Here is a 23,142-nt window from a genome sequence, read left to right on the forward strand (position 1 = left end):
ACACATAGTCAGGCGCGGCTCATTGCGTAGTAGGCGCCTCGCCGGGCCAGCAGCTCGGCATGGCTGCCCTGCTCGACGATCCGGCCGGACTCCATCACCAGGATCACGTCGGCGCCACGGATCGTCGAAAGCCGGTGTGCGATAACGAAACTCGTTCTGCCTCGACGCAGCGCACGCATGGCTCGCTGGACCAGGAGCTCGGTGCGGGCGTCCACCGAGCTGGTGGCTTCGTCGAGGATGAGCAGTTGCGGGCGGGCCAGGAAAGCGCGGGCAATCGTGATCAACTGCTTCTCGCCTGCGCTGAGGTTGCCGCCGTCCTCGTTGACCCAGGTGTCATAGCCGTCGGGCAGTGTGTGCACGAACCGGTCGACGTAGGCACTCTCGGCAGCCGCGACGACGTCGTCTCGACCGGCTCCCGGGCGACCGTATGCGATGTTGTCGGCGATCGTTCCGCCGAATAGCCACGTGTCCTGCAATACCACCCCGATGCGCGAACGCAGCGCCCTACGGCTGGTCGTGGTGATGTCCACGCCGTCGAGCAGTATGCGACCGGAGTCGACGTCGTAGAACCGCAGCAACAGATTCACCAGCGTTGTCTTGCCCACGCCGGTCGGCCCGACGATCGCCACCGTGCTGCCCGGTTCGGCCACCAGCGACAAGTCTTGCATCACCGGCGTGCCCGGGCGGTAGCTGAAATCGACGTGGCAGAACTCGACCCGCCCGCCGCCGCGCGCGGACGGCAGCTCGTCCCGCTCCGCCGCGCTTGCGATCTCCACGGGAGTTCGATGGTGGAGACCCGCTGCGCCCGGCTCCGCCGCGCTTGCGATCTCCACGGGAGTTCGATGGTGGAGACCCGCTGCGCCCGGCTCCGCCGCGCTTGCGATCTCCACGGGAGCGTCCAGGACTTTGAAAACCCGCTCCGCGCTTGCCATTCCGGACTGCAGCAGGTTGTACATCGCCGCGACCTCGCTCAGGGGCAGGGTGAATTGGCGGACATACTGGATGAACGCCTGGATGCGGCCCACGGTGATCTGGCCGGCGGCCACCTGAAGGCCGCCCACCACTGCGACGGCCACGTAGCCGAGGTTCCCGACGAACATCGTGGCCAATGGCACCATGGCGGAAAGGGATTGGGCTCCGAAGCTGCTGCGGTACACGTCGGCGTTGATGTGGGAGAACCGCTCTTCGGCCTGCGCGCACTGCCCGAACATTTTGACCAGCGGCAAGCCGGTGTAGGTCTCCTCGACATGGGCAGTGAGCCGGCCGGTGTCGGCCCACTGCTTGACGAACAGCCCCTGCGAGCGTCGCGTCATGCTCCGCGTCGCCAACAGCGACAGCGGAATGCCCGCCAACACGATCACCGCCAGCAGCGGCGACATGGTCAGCATCATCACCAGCACCGCCGCCACGGTCAGCACCGAGGCGAGCAGCTGACTGATCGTCATCGACAGCGATGCCGCAACGTTGTCGATGTCGTTCGTCATCCGGCTCAGCAGCTCACCGTGCTGGCGAGAATCCAAGTAGGACAAGGGCACCTGGTGCAGCTTGTCCTCGACGTCGGAGCGCAGCGCCGTCATGGCGCGCTGCACCGCGACGTTCACTAATCTGGCCTGCGCCCAAACCAGCAGAGCGCCAAGCAGATACACGCCAAGCGCCAGCAATAATGTGCAGCCGACCGCATGGTAGTCCACCCCGATGCCGGGCCTGACGTCCATGCCGGACAGCAGGCCGGCGAACCTGTTCTCGCCGTGGGCGCGTGCGGCGGCGATCGCCTGCTCCTTGGTGATTCCGGGTGGCAGGCGCCGCCCGATCACCCCGTTGAACACCAGATCGGTGGCATGCCCGAGGACCCGAGGGCCGATGACCGCGAGCGCGACGCCGCCGACGGCGAGCAGGAGTACCGCCGGGGTGAACCACCACTGCGGTATGAGCCGTTTGACGAGCCGGACAGCCGTGCGCCGGAAATCGTCGGAGCGCTCGATGGGGGCCTGCACCGCGGGCCCGATCGGCGGTCGCGCGCCCGTCATCACCGGCTCCCGGCAGGGGCCATGGCCTGGGCGTCGACGAACTCGGCGTAGGTCGGGCACTCGGCGAGCAGCGATTCATGGGTGCCACAGCCCACCACTCGCCCGTCGTCGATGACGAGCACCTGGTCGGCTTCGGCAAGGGTGGAAATACGTTGCGAGACAACCAGGATCGTCGCCTCAGCGGACACCTCGCGCAGTGCGGCGCGCACCCGCGCATCGGTATGCACGTCCAGCGCGGAGAATGCATCGTCGAAGATATACACCTTGGGCCGCCGGATCACCGCACGCGCGATCGCCAGGCGCTGTCGCTGGCCGCCGGAGAAATTGACCCCGCCCTGCGAGACCGGCATACCCAGCGCGGCGGGATGTGCGCCGACGAACCCGTCGGCCGACGCGACACGCAGCGCCTCCCACATCTCGGCTTCGGTAACCACCTGGCCGGGGGCCGCGCCGAAGCGCAGGTTGTCGGCGACGGTGCCGGAGAACAGATATGCGCGCTGGGGAACCAGTCCGATCACCGACCAGAGGTGGTCGAGGTCATAGTTGCGCACGTCGACGTCGTCGATGGTCACCGAGCCGCCGGTGACGTCGCACAGCCGGCAGATCAACGACGCCATCGTCGACTTTCCCGATCCGGTGGAGCCGACGATCGCGGTCATCGTCCCAGGTTGCGCTGTCAGCGAAACATCTTGCAATACTGGGCGATCCGCACCGGGATAGCGAAACGTCACACCGTCTAGGCGGACCGCTCCCTCGGCGGTGCGGGGGCGAATCGGGCAAGCCGGACCGGTGATGCCGGCGCGGGTGGAGAGCACCTCGCCGATCCGCTCGGCGCACACCGCGGCTCGCGGCAGTGTCATCAGGACAAACGTCGCCCTCAGTACCGAGGTCAGGATCTGCATGAAGTAAGTCAGAAACGCGATCAGCGCACCCACCTGCAGCTGGCCGGCGTCGATTCGCAACCCGCCGAACCAGATCAGCGCGACGCTGGACACGTTGATCACCAGCGTCGTCAGCGGCAGCATCAGCGCCTGCCACCGCCCGGCTTCGATGGCCGTCTGCGACAACGCCTGGTTGGCGTCGCCGAAGCGCTGCCGCTCGAACGGTTCCCGAGTGAACGCCCGGATCACCCTGACCCCCGAAAGCTGTTCGCGCAGTATGCGATTGAGGTCATCCATCAGCGTCTGCAGGCGACGGGATGCGGGCACCAGATGCGAGACGATCCAGTAGTTGGCCAGCGCCAGCGCCGAGATGCTCACCAGCAGCAGCCAGGAAAGCCCCGCATCCAGTCGCATCGCCATGACGAGCCCGCCGATGCTGATGATCGGAGCGGTGATCAGCACCGTGCACGTCGTCTGCACCAGGAGCTGAATCTGATGGACGTCGTTAGTGGTGCGGGTCAGCAACGACGGTGTGCCGAACCGGGCGATGTCCGACGTGGACAGGCCGGTCACCTGATGAAAGATCGCCGCCCGCAAGTCGCGCCCGACGCCCATGCCAATGCGCGATCCCAATCGGGCGGTCCCGAACAGGCACAGCGCGTGCAGGCCACCCGCCGCGAGCATCAACGCCCCCAGCCGCACGATCGTCGACGTGTCACCCTTGGCCACACCGTCGTCGATGATTGCCGCATTGACGGTCGGCAGATACAAGAAGGCAAGGCTGCCAACCACTTGCAGGACAATGACGGCCGACATCGGCCGTCGATACGGCCGCGCGTACTGCCGCAGCAGCCTGGTCAGCATCTGAACACTTTCGCATAGGTCAATTCCGGGCTCCCGGCATATGACACGATGAGCGGGTGCTCGGTCCGCTCGCTGAGTACAGATGGCATGCCATCTGCACACACCGGCCGAAAATCACGGCAGTCGTTGCGATTGCGCTCGGCATGACATTGTTGGCCGCTCCGCCGGCGGCTCACGCCGTGCCGGTCCTGGTAGCCAATCCGGTCGTCCACGTTGACACCCTGATCGGCACCGCGTCTTCAGGCGGAATAACGGGCGAGATCAACAACTTTCCGGGTGCGTCGGTGCCATTCGGCATGGTGCAGTACTCGCCGGACACCACCGACACCTACGCCGGCTACGACCACGACAACGAGCGCTCCACCGGGTTCAGCATGACCCACGCCTCGGTCGGGTGCGCCGCATTCGGCGACATCCCGATGCTGCCGACCACCACCCCGATCGGCGCACAACCATGGAGCGCTTGGGAAACCATCGCCCACGACGCCGGCGAGGTCGGCGTGCCCGGGTACTACAAAGTGCGGTTTCCGGACACCGACGTCCTCGCCGAACTCACCGCCACTACCCGCACCGGCGTGGGCCGGTTCACTTTTCCCCGCAACGGGAAGCCCGCGGTGTTCCATGTGCGCACCGGCGGATCGCTGGCGGGCAACTCCGCGGCGAACATCCAGATCGGTGACGACGGCACCACCATCACCGGCTCGGCGACCAGCGGCGACTTCTGCGGAATGGACAACACCTACACCGTCTACTTCGCCATGAAGTTCAGCCAGCCGTTCACCTCCTACGGCACCTGGGACGGCGACGCCGTCTACCCCGGCGCTCGTAGCGCGGATTCTCCGCACAGCGGCGGCTATGTGCAGTTTCCCGCCGGCGCGGTACTGGAAGTCAGAACCGCGCTGTCCTACGTCAGCGTCGACGGCGCACGAGCCAACCTGGCGGCCGAGGGCAAGAGCAGCTTCGACGACGTTCGCGCCGCCGCGATGGGCCAGTGGAACGCCATGCTGTCGCGCATCGCGGTGGCCGGTGCCGACCGGGACGTGAAAACCTTCTATACCGCCCTCTACCGTTCGCTGTTGCACCCCAACACCTTCAACGACGCGGACGGCCGTTACCTCGGATTCGACGGTGCCGTCCACACCGTGGCGCCCGGGCACACCCAGTACGCGAACTTCTCCGACTGGGACACCTACCGGTGCCTGGCAGCATTGCAAGCGTTGCTGTTTCCCAAGCTGGCCAGCGACATGGCCCAATCGCTGGTCAACGACGCCGAGCAGAGCGGATCGCTGCCCCGTTGGGCGCTGGCCAATTCCGCGACCGGCGTGATGACCGGAGACAACGTAGTGCCGCTCATCGTGAGCTTCTTTGCCTATGGCGCAAGGGATTTCGATGTCAAGGCGGCACTGCGCCACATGGTTGACGCGGCGACCACGGGCGGTGCCGGCCGCGGGTATGTGGAGCGGCCGGGCATCGCCACCTACCTGGAGCACGGCTATGCACCCAACACGGAGGAATTCCAGGGCAGCAACGGATTGGTGGGCGCGTCGATCACGTTGGAGTGGTCGATCGACGACTTCACCATCTCCCGGTTCGCCGACGCGCTGGGAGACAGCAAAACCGCCGCCGAATTCCTGAGCCGGGCACAGTACTGGCACAACCTGTTCAACCCGGCCACCGGTTACCTCTCGCCGCGCGACGCCGCCGGGTCCTTTCCCGTCGGTCCCGGTTTTGTGGAACCCCTCGGGGCGTACGGGCAGGACGGGTTCGACGAGGGCAACGCCGAGCAGTACCTCTGGCTGGTACCGCACAACGTCGCCGGACTGGTAACCGATCTGGGCGGCCGTCAGGCGGTCGCCGAGCGGCTCGACCGGTTCACCGCGCAGCTCAACGTGGGGCCGAACCTGCCGTATCTGTGGGCCGGTAACGAGCCGGGCTTCGGGGTGCCGTGGCTGTACAACTACATCGGTCAACCGTGGCAGACGCAGCAGCTGGTCGACCGGATCCGTAGCGAGCTGTTCGGTCCCAGCCCCGACGGTGAGCCCGGCAACGACGACCTGGGTGCGATGTCCAGCTGGTATGTCTGGGCCGCCCTCGGCATGTACCCGGTGACGCCGGGCACGCCGATCCTCGCCGTGAACACCCCGCTGTTCGACCGCGCCGTCATCACGCTTCCGAGCGGACGATCCATTCGGATCTCTGCCCCGGAGGCATCCAACGGGCGCAAGTACATCGACGGCCTCAGCATCGATGGCCGGCCCACCGATCGGACCTTCCTGCCGGAGTCGATCATCCGCACCGGCGGCGATCTGACGTTCGCATTGTCCGTCGTCCCCAACATGGTGTGGGGCACACAGGAGTCCTCGGCGCCGCCGTCGTTCGGCGGCTCGGTCTGAATGGCTTACGACGCCGCCGGCTGCGCCGCGCTTGCATTTCGCCGAGCGTGCAATCACTGCGAAATTTCGGCGATTTTTTCGCAGTGAGTACACGCTCGGCGCCCGGCTGCGATACGGGTTATACCTTGACCCCATGGCCGATCACCCCGATCACATCGACGAGGATCTGCTCGCCGGGCTCGAGGGCGCCGCACGCGCCGAGCGAGCCGAGCTGGTGCAGTGGCTGCTCGAGCAAGGCATCACCGCCGACGAAATCCGTGCGACCAACCCGCCGCTGCTGCTGGCCAGTAGACACCTCGTCGGCGACGACGGCACGTACGTATCCACCCGCGAGATCAGCGAGACCTACGGCGTTGACCTGGACCTGCTGCAGCGGGTGCAGCGTGCCATCGGGTTGGCCCGCGTGGATGACCCCGACGCCGTCGTGCATATGCGCGCCGACGGCGAAGCCGCTGCCTACGCGCAGCGGTTCGTCGAGCTGGGACTCGACCCCGAACACATCGTGCTCGTGGTGCGAGTGCTGGCCGAGGGACTCTCGCACACCGCCGAAGTCATGCGCTACTCGGCGCTTTCGGCGATCATGCAGCCCGGAGCCACCGAGTTGCAGATCGCCAAAGCCTCCAAGGCGCTGGTGAGCCAGATCGCGCCGCTGCTGGGCCCGATGATCAAAGACATGCTGTTCATGCACTTGCGGCACATGATGGAGACCGAAGCCGTCAATGCCGGCGAGCGCGCGGCCGGCAAGCCGCTCCCAGGAGCGCGTCAGGTCACCGTCGCCTTCGCCGACCTGGTCGGCTTCACCCGACTCGGTGAGGTGGTGTCGGCGGAAACGCTCGGCCAGCTCGCGGGCAGGCTGGCCGGACTGGCCCGGGACTTGACCGCCCCGCCGGTGCGGTTCGTCAAAACCATCGGCGACGCGGCGATGTTCGTCTGTCCCGAGCCGGAGCCCTTGCTGGACACCATCCTGAAACTTGTCGACGTCATCGACAGCGACAACGACTTTCCCCGACTACGGGCCGGAGTTGCCTCCGGAATGGCCGTCAGCCGGGCCGGCGACTGGTTCGGAAGTCCGGTGAACGTGGCGAGCCGGGTCACCGGCGTGGCACGACCGGGAACGGTGCTGGTCGCGGATTCGGTGCGCGAGGCTGTCGGCGAGGACGCCGGACTCCACTGGTCCTTCGCCGGAGCACGGCGACTGAAGGGCATCAAGAACGAGGTGCGGCTCTTCCGGGTGCGACGCGGTCCCGCTTCCAGTTGACGGTTTCGCTGCCAGTGAACGACATTCCATTACAGCTGTAACAATGTAATCATGTAATCCATGAAGCACCATCACGCATATGGCCGTCGATACGGCCGCCCCGGAGGCTGGCAGCAAGCCCAGCAACCCGACGCCAGCGGCGCCGCCGAGTGGTTCGCCGGGCGCCTGCCCGACGACTGGTTCGACGGCGATCCCACGGTGATCGTCGACCGCGAGGAGATCACCGTCATCGGCAAGCTGCCGGACTCCGCGAGCTCCGGCCAAGAAGAGACCGGCGAGCGCACCGAAGGACGAGTGTCCCGTTTCCGCGAAGAAACCCGCCCGGAGCGAATGAACATCGCCGACGAAGCCCAGGACCGCTACGGACGCAAGGTTTCCTGGGGCGTCGAAGTCAACGGTGAGCGAATCTTGTTCACGCACATCGCCGTTCCGGTGATGACCCGCTTGAAGCAACCCGAACGCCAGGTGCTCGACACGCTGGTTGACGCGGGCGTTGCCCGGTCTCGGGCGGACGCGTTGGCGTGGTCGGTAAAGCTGGTCGGTGAGCACACCGAGGAGTGGCTGGCCAAGTTACGAGCCGCGATGTCCGCGGTCGACGACCTGCGCGCGGAGGGTCCAGACCTGCCCGGCTAAGCCGGCTCACGACGCATTTTTGGATGCATCGTTGATATTGGCGAGGATCTTGTCCGTGATCCGGGCGCCTTCGTCGGTGAGTTTGTAGGAGCAGGCATTGGTGTCGGTGATCACGTTGTTGGCCACACCCAACACGTGCTGACACGCCCAGCCCCTTTCGCCTTCCTGAGTCGCCGTGATCATGATTTTCGGGAATGTGCCGTCGACTTGGCGATACGACCACCGGAATGTCTCGCCCTTGGTGGTCGTGACGGTCACGTCCTTGCCGGCGCAGGCTTTCCACTTGTCCTCCGACGTCTTCAAGAATGCGTTCGCTTTGTCGGCGGATGGGAAACTCACTACGCCCTCGATGACCCAGTGTGGATAATCTTGGACGCGCTCACGCATCACTTTGGCGTTGACCCCGGTATAGCCAGTTCCTGCATACACCGGGCCAGCGATGGAGTACCGCACAGCCACGCACTCTGACGGTTGCACCTTCGCCGAAACTTTGTCCGTGTCCGTGATGGGATCACCGGCCTGCATGTCCGAAGCGCCCATGATCGAGTTGACATCCGAGACGCTCAGCAGCAGCGAATTGAGCCGATCAGCCGCGATTGGTTTGGGCGGCGGCTTCGGTGCGGGTTGGGAGACGAAGTAGGCGACGATGCCGCCGCCGATCAGGACGATCAGCACGACCCCGACGATGGCGACGATAAGCCAGGGGTTCCGCCGTTTGGCGGGTGGCTGCTGCCACGGGGGCGGCCCGCCATGCTGGTAGGGCTGGCCGGTGGGCTGTTGCTGGACGGCCGGGCCGGGTGGTTGCCCGCCCCAGCTGCTGGCGGGTTGGTGGTATTGACCGCCGGCGGCCGGGGCGTTTGGGGTGGGCACGGGTCCGCTGTTGGGGGCCCAGCCGGGTTGGCCGGTCGGGGCGGGTCGTTGGATGGGACCGCTGCCCGGGCTGGGGTAGGGCGGTTGCGGGGTGGGGGTGGGCGGGGGTGTCGAGTAGCCCGGGCGGTAGGCGGCCGGCGGCGGCGTCGTGGGACGGGCCGCGGGCGGGGGAGTCGTTGCGGTGGCGGCCATGGTGGGTGGCGGAGCCGTGGTGGCGGGTCCGAGCAGGGTGGCTTCTTGGCTGCGGCGCACGATGTTGGCGGCGTGGTCTTGGTCGGGGTCGCTGAGGGCTTCATGGGCGGCCAGCGCCAGATCACCGGCGCTGGCGTAGCGGTCCTCGGGCTTTTTGGCCATGCCCTTGGCGATCACGGCGTCTAGCGCCCTGGGGATGCCCGCCCGGCTGGCGCTGGGTTGGGGGATGGGATCCATCATGTGGGCGGTGATCAGTGTGCTGGCGCTGTCGGAGCGATAGGGCGGGGCTCCGGTCAGGCATTCGTAGAGCACGCAGGCCAGTGCGTAGATGTCGGCGCGGTAGGTGACCTCGTCGTTGGAAAACCGTTCGGGCGCCATGTATTTCCAGGTGCCCACCGCCGTGCCCAGCTGGGTGAGTTTCTCGTCGGTGGTCGCACTGGCGATGCCGAAGTCCACCAAATAGGCGAAGTCATCCCGGGTGACCAAGACGTTGGGGGGTTTGACGTCGCGGTGCATCACCCCGGCGGCGTGTGCGGCGTCCAACGCCGAGGCGACCTGGCTGATGATGGCTACCGCCCGCGGCGGGGTCAGCGGCCCGTAGCGCTTGAGCAGGCTGTCCAGATCGGTGCCCTCGATCAGGCGCATCTCCAAATACAGCTGGCCATCAATCTCGCCAAAGTCATGGATCGGGACCACATGCGGTTCTTTGAGCCGGCCGGTGATGCGGGCTTCGCGCTTCATCCGCTCCCGAAAGACCGGGTCCTTGCTGAACTCCGCGGTCATCACCTTGACCGCGACCGTCCACTCCTTGACGGTGTGCTCGGCCTCATAGACCTCGCCCATCCCACCGCGGCCCAGCAGCCGCTTGAGCCGATAGGGTCCAAACGTCGACCCCACCCGCGAGCCCCGCTCGTCGCTCATCGCTGCTCCTCCCCACCGCGGGACCCCGGACGACAATATCAACCGCCCCGCATTGCCAGGCGCGATTCGTCTGGTCGCCTTGTTGGAGGCCCTGGCCCAGTGTCCCCCAGGCACGGTCTTGCTGCCATCAGATGAATCGCGCCACGCCCCGCGACGACATATGTGCCCAGGTGCTGAACCTCTAGGCTTCGGCCCCCAATGACGCAGTGCCGCTGTGGCATTGGTGCGTGGCGCCGGGTGGGCGCCGTGGTTATTGGATGTTGTTGACCTTGTCGACGATCTTGTCGGAGATCGTAACGGCCTGATCGTTGAGTTTGTAAGCGCACGCATTGGCCTCGACGATCACATTGTTGGCCACGCTCATCGCACGCTGACATTGCCAACCGTCGGCGGCTTCCTGGGTGTTCACCAGCGAGATTTTGGGTGGCTCGCCTTGCACCTGGGAAACGGTCCACCGGTAGGTCTTGTTCTTGGACGTGTTCGTGACCGTTATCGTCTTGCCGGAACAGCCTTTCCACGTGCGCTGAGCCGTCTCGAGGAAATCGCGGGCTTTGTCGGCTGACGGGAAGGTCACCACGGCCTGGTGCACCCAGTGGTCGAATTTGTCCCCCGACTCGGACGAGACGTTCCCGTTCACGCCGGTGTAGCCGGTGCCCGTGTAGGTCGGGTCCTGCGCGGCGTACAACACCCCCAGACACGACGGGTCGGACAGCGTCAGTGTGGACTTCGACATCGTCGTGATCGGGTCGCCGGGCGTCATGTTGGTGGCACCCATGATCGAGTTGATTTCCGAGGAGCTCAGCAGCAGTGAACTGAGCCGATCAGCGGCTATCGGCGGAGGCGGTGGCTTCGGTTTTGGTTTGTTGGCGAATACCCCTAGCCCTGCGAGCGCGATCGTGGCGCCGCCGATCAGGACGATCAGCACGACCCCGACGATGGCGACGATAAGCCAGGGGTTCCGCCGTTTGGCGGGTGGCTGCTGCCACGGGGGCGGCCCGCCATGCTGGTAGGGCTGGCCGGTGGGCTGTTGCTGGACGGCCGGGCCGGGTGGTTGCCCGCCCCAGCTGCTGGCGGGTTGGTGGTATTGACCGCCGGCGGCCGGGGCGTTTGGGGTGGGCACGGGTCCGCTGTTGGGGGCCCAGCCGGGTTGGCCGGTCGGGGCGGGTCGTTGGATGGGACCGCTGCCCGGGCTGGGGTAGGGCGGTTGCGGGGTGGGGGTGGGCGGGGGTGTCGAGTAGCCCGGGCGGTAGGCGGCCGGCGGCGGCGTCGTGGGACGGGCCGCGGGCGGGGGAGTCGTTGCGGTGGCGGCCATGGTGGGTGGCGGAGCCGTGGTGGCGGGTCCGAGCAGGGTGGCTTCTTGGCTGCGGCGCACGATGTTGGCGGCGTGGTCTTGGTCGGGGTCGCTGAGGGCTTCATGGGCGGCCAGCGCCAGATCACCGGCGCTGGCGTAGCGGTCCTCGGGCTTTTTGGCCATGCCCTTGGCGATCACCGCGTCTAGCGCCCTGGGGATGCCCGCTCGGCTGGCGCTGGGTTGGGGGATGGGATCCATCATGTGGGCGGTGATCAGTGTGCTGGCGCTGTCGGAGCGATAGGGCGGGGCTCCGGTCAGGCATTCGTAAAGCACGCAGGCCAGTGCGTAGATGTCGGCGCGGTAGGTGACCTCGTCGTTGGAAAACCGTTCGGGGGCCATGTATTTCCAGGTGCCCACCGCGGTGCCCAGCTGGGTGAGTTTCTCGTCGGTGGTGGCACTGGCGATGCCGAAGTCCACCAAATAGGCGAAGTCATCCCGGGTGACCAAGACGTTGGGGGGTTTGACGTCGCGGTGCATCACCCCGGCGGCGTGTGCGGCGTCTAACGCCGAGGCGACCTGGCTGATGATGGCCACCGCGCGCGGCGGGGTCAGCGGCCCGTAGCGCTTGAGCAGGCTGTCCAGGTCGATGCCCTCGATCAGGCGCATCTCCAAATAGAGCTGGCCGTCGATCTCGCCGTAGTCGTGGATGGGCACCACATGCGGTTCCTGCAGTCGCCCGGCGATGCGGGCTTCGCGCTTCATCCGCTCCCGGAACACCGCGTCCTTGCTGAACTCGGCGTTCATCATCTTGACCGCGACCGTCCACTCCTTGACGGTGTGCTCGGCCTCGTAGACCTCGCCCATCCCGCCGCGGCCCAGCAGTCGCGTGAGCCGATAGGGCCCAAACGTCGACCCCACCCGCGAGCCCCGCTCGTCGCCCATCGCTGCTCCTCCAAACCATCCCCGCCGCCCCCGCCGACAATATCAACCGTGCCGCACTGCCAGGCGCGATTCGCTGCGGTCGCAGCGGCCTATGGACCGCCCCTCGCAAGATTGCTCAGATCAGTGCAACTCGGATGAATCGCGGGACACCCGGAAGTAGTGCCCGGTGCTGCCGTCGGTGCACGTCATGCCGGTTGGTTCGCTGTCGCAGGTGAGCGGGTTCACCGTCCACGTGCCGCCATAGGTGAGCGTCGGTAAATTGCTGCCGCGCAAGGTATCCGAGTTGCAGACGAAGCCAGCCGCAGTTCCCTGTCGCAACTCCACGCGATCACCCCATTCACCCTCGCAACCGTCCGGTCGGGGTGGCGCCACCCAGGTGTGGTCGGTGATCTCACAGTCGGCAAACGCTTTGTTGCCCAACGACCCCATGGCGCAGGCGATGTCGCCCGTCGGGGACTGGAATTGGTAATACGTCTCCGCCCGCGCCGTAGCGGGATCAAGCATCATCACCGCGGCACTCAGCACCAGCATCGCGACGGCTTTGCGCATCAACGGCCGATGTTCACTTGACCGCGTGACGGTGCGGGTCGAGTCGCTTGAGCCTGATCGCGATGAGGATGATCAGCACCACCGCCTGCACCCCGCACACGGCGGCGGCGAACAGCCAGCTATGCACCGAGTGCTTCCACATGGGATCGATGTCTTTACCGGCGCTCTCAAGCAGGTCGTTGAGCTGGATGGTGGACGCGCCCATCGCATAGGCCCACCGCGACGGCGACAGCCAGGCCAGCTGCTCCAGCGGGATCCGGCCATGCACCGCGAATATGCCGCCACAGAGCACGAGTTCGGCCATCACCACCATGACCAGCATTTGCATGCCTCGGTCCGCATTGCCGATCATCGCCGAAATCAGCAGACCGATCAGCATCGAGACCACGGTGACCGCGACAACCGACACCGCCAGCTCGAACCTGCCGTCGGGCAATACCACTGCCTCGTCCGGACCTGGCCGCAGCGCAATCCCCAGAAACCCGAGCAGCAGCCCCTGCATGGTGGTCAACGCGGTCAGCACCACCAATTTGGAGGCCAGATACGCGACGCTGGACAGGCCGATGCCGTGTTCGCGCTGATATATGGCTCGCTCCTTGACTATTTCGCGGATCGATGCGGCGCATCCCATCAGTGCGCCACCGATGATCAGCAGCGTCAAAATCTGCGAAGGTTGATTCGACTTCAGCATCACGGCGTCGGACTCCTTCACCCCAGCCTTGCCCGGGACCAAGAGCACGAACAGGCTGAGCAACACCGGGAGGGCCACCAGTGTCACCGAATACTGGCGATCGGCGGCGATGACCGCCAGATACCGTCGGCACAGCGTGGCGAACTGGGCGAACGCGCTCTGCTGGGCGACCGCTTTGGCAGGACGCTCGGCGCTTGGCTGCGCCGCCTTCTGGACCGGGTGTGGGCCGGAGAGCGCCTGCTTGAGAGCTGATGTGTTGAACCGGCCGGTCCAGTCGGTGTCGGTGTCGTGCTCGAGAAGGTTGAAAAGGTCGGCAAAGTCGCTGCAGTCGAAGTAGTGCAGCGCCTGCTGCGGCGGTCCGAAGTAGGCCAGCCGACCGCCGGGCGCCAAGACGAGCAACCGGTCGCACATGCTGAGCTGGGCGATGTTGTGGGTGACCACCACCACGGATCGGCCGTCTTTGGCCAACCCGTGCAGGGTCTGCATGACCGACTTCTCGTAGCCCGGATCAAGGCCCGACGTCGGCTCGTCGAGGAACAGCAGCGACGGCTTGGTCAACAGCTCCAGCGCGACGCTGGTGCGTTTGCGCTGACCGCCGGACAGGCTGTCGATGCGTTGGTTGGCATGCGCCGTCAGCCCGAGCTCGGCCAGCACCTCGTCGATGCGGTGCTCGCGTTCAGCGGCCGACACGTCATGCGGAAACCGTAGCCGGGCAGCATAATTCAGCGCTCGGCGCACCGTCAGCGAGGTGTGCAGGATGTCGTCCTGCGGTACGAAGCCGATGCGGTGGCGAAGCTCGGCGTAGTTCTGATACAGGTTGCGGTCGTCGTAGCGCACCTCGCCGCTGCTGGCCGGACGGAACCCGGTCAGCGCGCCCAACAACGTCGACTTGCCGGCCCCGCTCGGCCCGACCACCGCCATGAAGCAACGCTCCGGCAGGGCGAAGCTGACGTCGGACAACAGCACTTTGCCCTTGCCGGTGACCACCCGCAGGTTGGATGCCTCGTACGAGACGTCGCCGGTGTCGACGTATTCCACCAGCCGGCCGCCGGCGAGGTGCAGCAGCTGGTGTCCGATGCCGACGATGTCGTCGGGTCCGATGACCGCGCTGTCGATCCGGTTGCCGTTGACGTAAGTTCCGTTGGCGCTGTTGTTGTCGACGAGTTCCCACTGGTTGCCGGAGCGCCGCAACGACGCGTGGCGGCGGGACACCAGCAAGTCGTCCAGGACCACGTCGTTGTCGGGCGCGCGGCCGATCGTGACGACCAGCTGGTCGATGTGGTGTACCGCAGTCGGCGGCCGGGTGATCGACGTATCGGTGCGGGGCCGTGCCGCGGCGCCACTGCCCGGGGCGCTCGGTCTGTTGGGCGGGATCTGTGGCGGTTTGGTGACGATTGTCGTGTCGAGGCCGGATCGTGGCGAGGCGGGGCTGTGCGGCGCCGGGCCCTGCTGACCGGATGGGCCGGGCGGCTTCGCGGTAGGTACTGACGGCGGTTTGGTGATGATCGTCGTGTCTAGAAGTCGTTGCGGCGCAGGGGGTTTCGAGGTATCCGGCGCGGGGGGCTTGGCGATGGGCGCGGTATGCGACGTGGTGATGACGGTGGTGTCACCCCCAGGTCGTGGCGTGCCCTTCGGCCCGTCCATGGTCTCCGGCCTGGTGGGCGGCGGCGGCGGTGGACTGATCGGATGCAGTTGGATCAACTCGCCGGACGACGCCGAACCGAGCATCACCGTGACCGGCTGACGGATGGTCAACCTGTCCACCCGCTGCCCGTTCACGAACGAGCCGTTCTTGCTGTGGTTGACCAGAACCCAACCGTCGGGCGTGGGCAGCAGCACCGCGTGGTCCCGCGACACCCGGGGGTTTTGCATCCGGAAATCGGCTTCGTTTGCCCGACCAATGGTCCAGGCCCGGCCGGGGGTGGCCTTCCAGGTGCGTCCGCCGGCATGCAGCTGCAGGTGAGACGGACTGTTGGTGACGATGTCGGTCTTGTCGTCCATGGGTGGCCTCCGATAAATCGACCTGGCTGCGGGAGTCTGGAAACTCAGGAGTGCGAAGCCCACCACTTGTATAGCTGATCGAGGTCCGGTCCTTGGAGCTTTCCGCCGACCAGCCCGAACACCATAGTCTGCTGATTGCTCCACATCACCTGAGGCTCGGTGGTTTTGTATATGCCACAGGCGATCTGGCCGAGGATGGTGTTCGGGTCGCGGTTGTGCCACCAGGTGCCCGGTGACGCCTTGTTGCCCGGGCAACTCTGGATGGTGAACGTCTTGGTGAAGTTGCTGAACGCGTCTTGCACCGATTGCAGAGTCGGGTAAAGCCCGTAGGTCGCCACCGTCGGGCCGTTGGCGTCGGTGTTGGGTCCGCACTTCACCGAGACCAGTGCTCCCGGCATCGGTTGCGTATCGGGTGTGCACGTGCCCGTGGAATAGCCCGACGGCAGTGCCGTGAGCAGTCTTTGGAGGTTCGCGGAAGTGGCGGTCGTCGTTCTGGTGGTGCTGGGAATTCTCGTCGTCGTGGTCACCGTCGTGCTCGTCACCGGCGCGGCGTCATTGTGCTGGTCCGGATTGTGCCCGGCCATTGCGATCACGACGGCGGCGATCACCAAGACCGCCACCAAGGCAGCAACCCCGACGACAAGCGGCCACGGGTTACGGCGGCGCGGCGGCGCCGACGGGCTCCACTGGGCGGGCCCGAGCAACTGCTGCGGGCCACCGGGGGACGGCTGCGGGCCGGCCCAGGGGAAGGCGGGCGCGCTGTTGGAAACCACGCTGGGACGGCCGGTCGGGGAGGGCTGCGACGTCAGCGCGGAGCCGGCAGAGCCGACGTACCCGGTTGCTGGACCGGCCGGTCGGTACTGGCCTGTTTGGCGCGTGACGGCCTGATGCGGCCGGGTGGCTTCGTCGCTGTGGCGCAGGATGTCGACGGTCTGGTCTTGATCGGGGTTGGTGAGCGCTTGGTGGGCCGCCTTGGCCAGCTCGCCCGCCGTGGCGTAGCGGTCGTCGGGCCTTTTGGCCATGCCCTTCGCGATTACCGCGTCCAACGACCTCGGGACGCCGGAGCGCTTGATGCTGGCCTGCGGGATCGGGTCCATCATGTGTGCGGTGACCAGTACCCCGGCGCTGTCGGACGCGTACGGCGGGGCGCCGGTAAGGCACTCGTAGAGCACGCAGGCCAGTGCATAGATATCGGCGCGGTGAGTGACTTCGCCCGACGAAAACCGTTCGGGCGCCATGTATTTCCAGGTGCCCACCGCCGTGCCGAGCTGGGTGAGTTTCTCGTCGGTGGTGGCGCTGGCGATGCCGAAGTCGACCAGGTAGGCGAAGTCGTCGCGGGTGACCAGGACGTTGGGGGGTTTGACGTCGCGGTGCATGATCCCGGCGGCGTGTGCGGCATCGAGGGCCGAGGCGACTTGGGTGATGATGGCCACCGCGCGCGGCGGGGTCAGCGGCCCGGACCGTTTGAGCAGCGTCTCGAGGTCGGTGCCGTTGATGAGCCGCATCTCCAAATAGAGCTGGCCGTCGATTTCGCCGTAGTCGTGGATGGGTACGACATGCGGTTCCTGTAGCCGGCCGGTGTGGCGGGCTTCGCGTTTCATCCGCTCCCGGAAAACCGGGTCCTTGCTGAGGGTTTCCGACATCAGCTTGATCGCCACCGTCCACCCTTTGACGGTGTGTTCGGCCTCGTAGACCTGGCCCATCCCGCCGTGACCCAGGGGCCGCTTCAGGTAGTAGGGCCCGAACATCGATCCCGCGCGCGAGCCCTGCCCGTCGCTCATCGCCTGACTGACCCCTCCGCATGACCCCGCAACCCCGCCGACAATATCAACAGCGGCGGACAGACCAGGGGTCCGGAAAACGCCGACTGGAACAGGTCAGCCGTTCTTGCCCCACCAGTTGTGCAGTTCCTCGATGTTGGCGGTCCCGCCGAAAACGTCACTGAGCATCAGCTTGCTCTCGTTGCTCCAAATCACGTTCGGCTGGTTCTTGTAGGTACCGCAGGCGATCATGCCGGCAGTCACCGTCGGGCTGTTTTTGTAGTGCCAGCCGTCTGGTGAAGCGCCCTCTCCGGGACAGTTCATCAACTGCACGGCGGCGATGTCGTCGTTGAAGGCTTTCTTCAGCGAGCCGAGATCGGGGAACAGCCCGTAGATCGCCTTGGTCGGACCGCCCGGGCTGGTGTTCTGTCCGCACTTCACCATTGCCGTCGACCCCTGCCAGATGCTGTTGGCCGACGGGGTGGTCGACGTGCAGGTACCCGTGGGATAACCCTTGGGCAGCATGCTCATCAGCTTGCTTTGCGGGTCGCTAGTCGGTGAGGCCGAAGGAGAAGTGCTCGAGGTGGTCGTCACCACCGAGGAGGTGGTGTGGTCCGCTTGCGAATGGTCGTCCGATTTGTTGGTGACCAAGAAAATGCCAACGGCGGCAAGGACGAGGACCACGACCAGCGCCGCGACGCCGGCGAGGATGGGCCATGGGCTGCGTTTGGCCGGCGGCTGGCCCTGGGTCCACGGGGTCGGACCGCCAGGCGGGGGCGCGCCGGGCGCCTGGCCACCCCAGTTACCGGCCGGACCCTGGAAATATTGCGGGGTCGGAACGGGTCCTGAGCCGGAGGGGCTGGCGTACGGCGATTGCTGGCCGGACGTCGGTGGTGGGGTGAAGTGCTGGCCTGACGCCGGAGGGCCGGCGACCCCGGCGCCGGCCAGGGTGGCCGGCGTAGTGCCGCCGGGCGCGAGCGTCGTCGCTTCCTGGCTGCGGCGCACGATGTTGGCGGCGCGGTCTTGGTCGGGGTCGCTGAGCGCCTCATGGGCGGCCAGCGCCAGATCACCCGCGCTGGCGTAGCGGTCCTCGGGCTTTTTGGCCATGCCCTTGGCGATCACGGCGTCCAGCGCCCTGGGGATGCCGGCCCGACTGGCGCTGGGCTGCGGCACCGGGTCCATCAGATGCGAAGTCACCAGCATGCTGGCGCTGTCGGACCGATAGGGCGGCGACCCGGTCAGGCATTCGTAGAGCACGCAGGCCAGCGCGTAGATGTCGGCGCGGTAGGTGACCTCATCGTTGGAAAACCGTTCGGGCGCCATGTATTTCCAGGTGCCCACCGCCGTGCCCAATTGGGTGAGTTTCTCGTCGGTGGTCGCACTGGCGATGCCGAAGTCCACCAAATAGGCGAAGTCATCCCGGGTGACCAAGACGTTGGGGGGCTTGACGTCGCGGTGCATCACCCCGGCGGCGTGCGCGGCGTCCAACGCCGAGGCGACCTGGCTGATGATGGCCACCGCGCGCGGCGGGGTCAGCGGCCCGTAGCGCTTGAGCAGGCTGTCCAGATCGGTGCCCTCGATCAGGCGCATCTCCAAATACAGCTGGCCATCAATCTCGCCGTAATCATGGATCGGGACCACATGCGGTTCTTTGAGCCGGCCGGTGATTCGGGCTTCACGCTTCATCCGCTCCCGAAAGACCGCGTCCTTGCTGAACTCCGCGTTCATCACCTTGACCGCGACGGTCCACTCCTTGACGGTGTGCTCGGCCTCGTAGACCTCGCCCATCCCGCCGTGCCCCAGCAGCCGCTTGAGCCGATAGGGCCCAAACATCGACCCGACCCGCGAGCCCTGCTCGTCGCCCATCGCTGCTCCTCCGACCATTCCCGCGATGCCGCTCACACTATCAACGGCGACCGACCAATTCGCCGGCCACAAATCGCTGACCGAGCAATCATGACGGTAAGACGTAACCAGCCCGGCCGCATGACATCCGCAAGATCTCGTTCCCACCGGTGCTGTCCGGCGACTCACTCGATCGCCGAAAAACCAGCGGTTTCCTCTCCGTTGTCCACGGCGACCCTAAACGTGAACTCGTGGTCGCAGATTCGGATGTGGTCACCGTCGTTGAGCGTGGCGGCCGTACGAATCCGCTGGTACTGCACATGCACTCCGTTGGATGACCGCAGGTCGTTGATGATGTAGTTGGTCCCGGTGTCGACGATAACGGCGTGATGGCGGCTGACATTGGCGCTCTCCAGGACAATGTCGTTGTCGCGCAGCCGTCCAATCCGCGTCGCCGCCGACTTCAATGGATATCGCTCACCCGAAGCTGCGTACAGATAGGCGAGAACTTTCTGCCCGGTGACGCTGGTGCGCTGATCGAGCACGGTGACAGTGCCCACCGCGGTGGTCTTGGCGTGCTTCTTGACGTCCAGGGGTTCCTGGCGCAGGACCTTGTCGTTCAAGTCGCGCAGGGTCTGGCCGGGGTCGATGCCGAGGTCGTCAGCCAGCATCGTCTTCACCCGGCGATAGGCGGCCAACGCGTCGGACTGGCGGTCGGTGAGGTAGTAGGCGGTGATCAGCTGCGCCCACAACGGTTCCCGGTAAGGATGCTCATTGGTGAGCGCTTCGAGTTCGGTGATGACGGACGACGCACGTCCGCAAGCGATTTCAGCTTCTGCCTTCGCGGTGTGAGCGACGATCTTGTCCTCGACGAGGGCGGTGGCAAAGGTTTCGACGAACTGGAAGTCGCGTAAATCCTCGAGTACCGGTCCACGCCACTCCGCCAGCGCTTCGGACAGGTGACGGCTGGCGTGCTCGAATCGACCGGACGCGGCGGCGTGCACGCCCGCGTTCTTCGCGGTGATGAACCGCCCTAGATCGCAAGCGTTCTCGGAGATGCTCAGCCGGTAGCCCGGCGGTGCCGCAGCCAACACTCCGCGCGGGTCTATCCCCACGCCGCTGAGCAGCTTGCGAAGGTTGGAGACGTAGGAATGGATGCTGGCCCTTGCCCCAGACGGGGGCCATCCCTCCCAGACGGCGGTGATCAGCCGATCCACGCCAACCGGGCTGTTGCGGTTCATCAGCAGCATGGCCAGCACGGCCCGCTGCTTGGGCGTACCCAACGGCACCAAGGCGCCGTCAACACGCATCTCCAACGGTCCGAGCAGACCGAATTCGAGACGTATGTCCTCCATCGCGCTTACCAGCCCTTCCGGGTGCTCTGCGACTTAGTGTCGCATTACGCGTCGCCGCATTACTGTCATTTTGATACGAAGTCCTCGGATTGGGTAACAATGGCGCACTGGCGCAGCGGCTTGGCTCTGCGCGGTCCCGACGTTGAGGTGCCCGAACCTGGCGCGCGCAGCTGTCGTGCGATCACCGGAGGTCGGCTCGTTCGGCCCGCACGGCTGCCGAGGAACGCTCAAATGTTGGAGTTGTCAACGCGATCAGCGCTCTGTCACACGAATTGTCTTGCGCTACAGGGCCACACGCAAAGGCAGGCAGCCGGCCGGATGCTTTACCGGGTAGCTGCCTGCCGTTGCGAAACCGACAGTGGCTGCCGAATTAGGTGGTGGTGACTACACCTTCGTTGCTGGTGGCCCACGCTTGCAAGAACAGCGACAGGGGAACCTGCTCGTCTTTGCCGTTCGGGGTGCCGCTGTCGTTGAGGTGCACGATGTTGTTGGCCGTGTCGATACCGGTCACCACCACCGCGTGGTCCGACAGCGGGTTGCCGTTTTTGTCCTTGGTTTCGATCGGCTTGTGCCAGATCATTTCCGCGTTCAAGCTGACGATCAACTTGTGACCGCTGCCCAGCAGTTGCTCGAGTCCCTCGATGCCCGCCGGAACGCCCGTCTTGGACGAGTAGGTCTTATTGCTGTAGACGGCCTTGACGCCGTACTGCTTGAGCAGCTCGGGGAGGTCCGGCATCACGGTGCCATTGCCTTCGGTCTTGTCACCCTTGACCGGCTTGATGTAGATCGAGCCGCTGTGCACGATGCTCGGGGTGGACTGGGCCACCTTGATGATGGCGTGCTCGGAGGGCTCTTTGCCGGTCACCTGTCCGACCACGTCGGCGCTGGCCATGATGGCGCAGTCGTCGTAGTTCTGGTGACGCCACCACTGGGCGGCGGCGGCGGGGTCGCCGTACATGGTTCCCCCGGCTGCCTGGGCGGTGCCGGTGGCCAGACCCAGCGAGAGGGCTGCGGCAATCGCGGCGAAGGTAGCGGTCTTGGCGATTTTGGAGATCTTGAGCATGCTCAGGGTCTTCATTGGTCGTTCCTTTTCTCATTTCCGCTTGTGCGGAGTGGCTTGTTGAGAAAAGGTTCGAGCGTTGACCTAGTCGTTATCTCCATGAATCCTTGAAGAGATCCCGCGCCGTTGTCGCGGGCCCGCCATTTCGGCAAAGACGCAGCTCAGAGCGCCTCTGAGCTTGCGCGTGCCAGCGCGCGCGGCCGAGCGCGCGAATCGCATGTGGCGCGCGTCGCGGGACACGTTTTGGTCACGCAAACAGGTCACCGCAGGGCGGTCGGCCCGTCAGAGGAGACAACGCTCGCTGCGCCCGTCGGGGCGACGAGCTCTAGTTGCAGCCCCAGGCGACGATGGTGCCGGAACCACCGCCGAGGTTTTTGACGGCAGCGGTCTCGGCTTCGGTCAGCGTGTTGCCGTAGCCCCCGATGAACATGGTGGCGTTCTCAGCGACGGCGCCGCAGTTGGTGAAGTCGACCAGGACCTTGCAGTCGGAGTAGCCGCAAGCGCTCATCGCCCCGGAATCGGCCGCTGCTTTCGTCGATGCGTGCAACGCCCTGCCGTACACCCGGTGCGAGGGCGAGACAGCAATCGCGCCGTGTTGGTCGTCGGCGCGTGCCGTCGGGGCCAGCCCGGCGGACATCGCGGTCACCACTGCCATGCTGCCGACCACGACCGCAGCGTGTCGCCGAAAAGCGCGCATTTCCATGAGGGTTCCTTTCCCGTGCCGACGGGTCGGTGGAGTTGAAAACGAGGTGGGATGCATGGTGGTCGTATCCGGTGGCGGCTATACCGGTGGCTTGGTGGCAGTGACCGGCTTGCCCCAATCGGACATGGTCAGCGTGATCGTGCTGTTCTCGGCCGGGACGAACTGGAGCTTGACCAGGTGGTGAGATCCATCGGATGCGATCCACACGGTAGTGGGTTCCTGCGTCTCGGTCTCCGGGCCGAGTCGGCGCCCGGCCAGCGTGGCGACGTCGTTGGACGACGAGGTGCCGGTGATCTTGGTGGTCGCGATGCCGTTCACCTGCTCGGTTCCGGCCACCTTCGGGTTTTTGAGGTTAGCCAGAATGTGGGCCAGGCCCTTGTCGGGATCCAGCAGCGTTCCCACGTCATAGATCGATACGCCGTCACCGTAATCGACGTATTTTCCTTCGGTCCCGCCCAGTTGGGCGTACAGGTGGCCGTCGATGAACACGAACTTCGAGTCCTCGGACTTCGACCCGACGGTCAGGGTCGCGTTACCGGTGGCCACTTGTGGATTTTTGCCAACGTCGCCGTCGAGCTTGGTCAGCGAGAGGTTGGGCACGTTGCCTTGCACGTCGACATGCAGGTGCATGGACGTGACCTGCCGCATGGCGTCGGCGGCTTCCTTGACGACGTTCGCGGCGTCGACATTCGATGGGCCTGGCGACGATCCGCCGCTTCCGCCCGTGCCCTTGTTCGAGCCGGAGCAGCCACTGATCGCGAACACCAAGGCGAGAATTGCGGCCATGACAGCGACTACGGTCCGATGCGGAAACTTCATCGACATCTCCTTCGGTTGGCCCACTTGTGTTTGCCGCAGAGAAATCCTGTGCAGCGAAGTTAACAGCCGAGGAGAGCCTATACCGGG

14 protein-coding genes and 1 pseudogene are annotated in these 23,142 nt (G+C 65.8%); 3 read left to right on the forward strand and 12 right to left on the reverse strand.

The features are described 5' to 3' along the window. Positions 1 to 8 precede the first annotated feature (8 nt). Both AC5Y2L_RS05200 and AC5Y2L_RS05205 read right to left on the reverse strand, forming a co-directional pair. On the reverse strand, positions 9 to 2,027 hold the full coding sequence (locus AC5Y2L_RS05200) for an ABC transporter ATP-binding protein (RefSeq protein ID WP_499943648.1): 2,019 nt from the start codon (positions 2,025 to 2,027) through the stop codon (positions 9 to 11). Next, the gene (locus AC5Y2L_RS05205; protein WP_499932811.1) at positions 2,027 to 3,772 is read right to left on the reverse strand and encodes an ABC transporter ATP-binding protein; all 1,746 of its coding nucleotides are present in this window, start codon (positions 3,770 to 3,772) and stop codon (positions 2,027 to 2,029) included. Before AC5Y2L_RS05205 ends, AC5Y2L_RS05200 begins: the two co-directional genes overlap by 1 nt. A 143-nt stretch (positions 3,773 to 3,915) precedes the next feature. Here AC5Y2L_RS05205 and AC5Y2L_RS05210 point away from each other — a divergent pair. The 3 genes and pseudogenes from AC5Y2L_RS05210 to abmR all read left to right on the forward strand — a co-directional run. Then, positions 3,916 to 6,153: pseudogene (locus AC5Y2L_RS05210) on the forward strand (GH92 family glycosyl hydrolase); the annotation flags it as partial. A gap of 145 nt (positions 6,154 to 6,298) precedes the next feature. Next, on the forward strand, positions 6,299 to 7,423 hold the full coding sequence (locus AC5Y2L_RS05215) for an adenylate/guanylate cyclase domain-containing protein (RefSeq protein WP_499932809.1): 1,125 nt from the start codon (positions 6,299 to 6,301) through the stop codon (positions 7,421 to 7,423). A 60-nt stretch (positions 7,424 to 7,483) separates the two neighbouring features. Continuing rightward, positions 7,484 to 8,056, forward strand: a complete 573-nt coding sequence (gene abmR, locus AC5Y2L_RS05220) for an ATP-binding transcription factor AbmR (protein WP_499932807.1) — start codon at positions 7,484 to 7,486, stop codon at positions 8,054 to 8,056. Positions 8,057 to 8,062: 6 nt separating this feature from the next. Here abmR and AC5Y2L_RS05225 read toward each other — a convergent pair whose 3' ends face one another. The 10 genes from AC5Y2L_RS05225 to AC5Y2L_RS05270 all read right to left on the reverse strand — a co-directional run bounded on the left by AC5Y2L_RS05225 (position 8,063) and on the right by AC5Y2L_RS05270 (position 23,055). Beyond that, positions 8,063 to 10,039: a serine/threonine-protein kinase PknH/PknJ gene (locus AC5Y2L_RS05225; RefSeq protein WP_499932805.1), complete on the reverse strand. Its 1,977-nt coding sequence runs from the start codon at positions 10,037 to 10,039 to the stop codon at positions 8,063 to 8,065. Positions 10,040 to 10,289: 250 nt separating this feature from the next. Continuing rightward, the gene (locus AC5Y2L_RS05230; protein WP_499932803.1) at positions 10,290 to 12,272 is read right to left on the reverse strand and encodes a serine/threonine-protein kinase PknH/PknJ; all 1,983 of its coding nucleotides are present in this window, start codon (positions 12,270 to 12,272) and stop codon (positions 10,290 to 10,292) included. Positions 12,273 to 12,392: 120 nt separating this feature from the next. Then, entirely contained in the window at positions 12,393 to 12,821 is a 429-nt protein-coding gene (locus AC5Y2L_RS05235; RefSeq protein WP_499932801.1) for a DUF6636 domain-containing protein, read from the reverse strand. A gap of 13 nt (positions 12,822 to 12,834) precedes the next feature. Next, a complete protein-coding gene (locus AC5Y2L_RS05240; RefSeq protein WP_499932799.1) occupies positions 12,835 to 15,513 on the reverse strand; it encodes an FHA domain-containing protein in 2,679 nt (892 codons plus the stop codon). Positions 15,514 to 15,557: 44 nt separating this feature from the next. Beyond that, a complete protein-coding gene (locus AC5Y2L_RS05245) occupies positions 15,558 to 17,294 on the reverse strand; it encodes a serine/threonine-protein kinase (RefSeq protein WP_499932797.1) in 1,737 nt (578 codons plus the stop codon). Positions 17,295 to 17,390: 96 nt separating this feature from the next. Then, positions 17,391 to 19,139: a serine/threonine-protein kinase gene (locus AC5Y2L_RS05250; protein ID WP_499932796.1), complete on the reverse strand. Its 1,749-nt coding sequence runs from the start codon at positions 19,137 to 19,139 to the stop codon at positions 17,391 to 17,393. A gap of 164 nt (positions 19,140 to 19,303) precedes the next feature. Further along, complete coding sequence (gene embR, locus AC5Y2L_RS05255; RefSeq protein ID WP_499932794.1) at positions 19,304 to 20,473, reverse strand: ATPase/transcriptional regulator EmbR; 1,170 nt, start codon at positions 20,471 to 20,473, stop codon at positions 19,304 to 19,306. A 370-nt stretch (positions 20,474 to 20,843) separates the two neighbouring features. After that, positions 20,844 to 21,542, reverse strand: a complete 699-nt coding sequence (locus AC5Y2L_RS05260) for a C39 family peptidase (protein ID WP_499933195.1) — start codon at positions 21,540 to 21,542, stop codon at positions 20,844 to 20,846. Positions 21,543 to 21,858: 316 nt separating this feature from the next. Further along, entirely contained in the window at positions 21,859 to 22,236 is a 378-nt protein-coding gene (locus tag AC5Y2L_RS05265) for a DUF4189 domain-containing protein (protein ID WP_499932793.1), read from the reverse strand. A 78-nt stretch (positions 22,237 to 22,314) separates the two neighbouring features. After that, positions 22,315 to 23,055 (reverse strand): SCO4651 family lipoprotein, encoded by a 741-nt coding sequence (locus tag AC5Y2L_RS05270; RefSeq protein ID WP_499932791.1) that lies wholly within the window; start codon positions 23,053 to 23,055, stop codon positions 22,315 to 22,317. Positions 23,056 to 23,142 lie beyond the last annotated feature (87 nt).

The organism is Mycobacterium sp. NGS66, from assembly GCF_059812225.1.

Excerpts from the sequence above, each read along its gene's own strand:
- AC5Y2L_RS05200 (WP_499943648.1), bottom strand. The coding sequence starts at position 2,027 with ATGACGGGCGCGCGACCGCCGATCGGGCCCGCGGTGCAGGCCCCCATC.
- AC5Y2L_RS05205 (WP_499932811.1), bottom strand. The coding sequence starts at position 3,772 with ATGCTGACCAGGCTGCTGCGGCAGTACGCGCGGCCGTATCGACGGCCG.
- AC5Y2L_RS05215 (WP_499932809.1), top strand. The coding sequence starts at position 6,299 with ATGGCCGATCACCCCGATCACATCGACGAGGATCTGCTCGCCGGGCTC.
- abmR (WP_499932807.1), top strand. The coding sequence starts at position 7,484 with ATGAAGCACCATCACGCATATGGCCGTCGATACGGCCGCCCCGGAGGC.
- AC5Y2L_RS05225 (WP_499932805.1), bottom strand. The coding sequence starts at position 10,039 with ATGAGCGACGAGCGGGGCTCGCGGGTGGGGTCGACGTTTGGACCCTAT.
- AC5Y2L_RS05230 (WP_499932803.1), bottom strand. The coding sequence starts at position 12,272 with ATGGGCGACGAGCGGGGCTCGCGGGTGGGGTCGACGTTTGGGCCCTAT.
- AC5Y2L_RS05235 (WP_499932801.1), bottom strand. The coding sequence starts at position 12,821 with ATGCGCAAAGCCGTCGCGATGCTGGTGCTGAGTGCCGCGGTGATGATG.
- AC5Y2L_RS05240 (WP_499932799.1), bottom strand. The coding sequence starts at position 15,513 with ATGGACGACAAGACCGACATCGTCACCAACAGTCCGTCTCACCTGCAG.
- AC5Y2L_RS05245 (WP_499932797.1), bottom strand. The coding sequence starts at position 17,294 with ATGAGCGACGGGCAGGGCTCGCGCGCGGGATCGATGTTCGGGCCCTAC.
- AC5Y2L_RS05250 (WP_499932796.1), bottom strand. The coding sequence starts at position 19,139 with ATGGGCGACGAGCAGGGCTCGCGGGTCGGGTCGATGTTTGGGCCCTAT.
- embR (WP_499932794.1), bottom strand. The coding sequence starts at position 20,473 with ATGGAGGACATACGTCTCGAATTCGGTCTGCTCGGACCGTTGGAGATG.
- AC5Y2L_RS05265 (WP_499932793.1), bottom strand. The coding sequence starts at position 22,236 with ATGGAAATGCGCGCTTTTCGGCGACACGCTGCGGTCGTGGTCGGCAGC.
- AC5Y2L_RS05270 (WP_499932791.1), bottom strand. The coding sequence starts at position 23,055 with ATGAAGTTTCCGCATCGGACCGTAGTCGCTGTCATGGCCGCAATTCTC.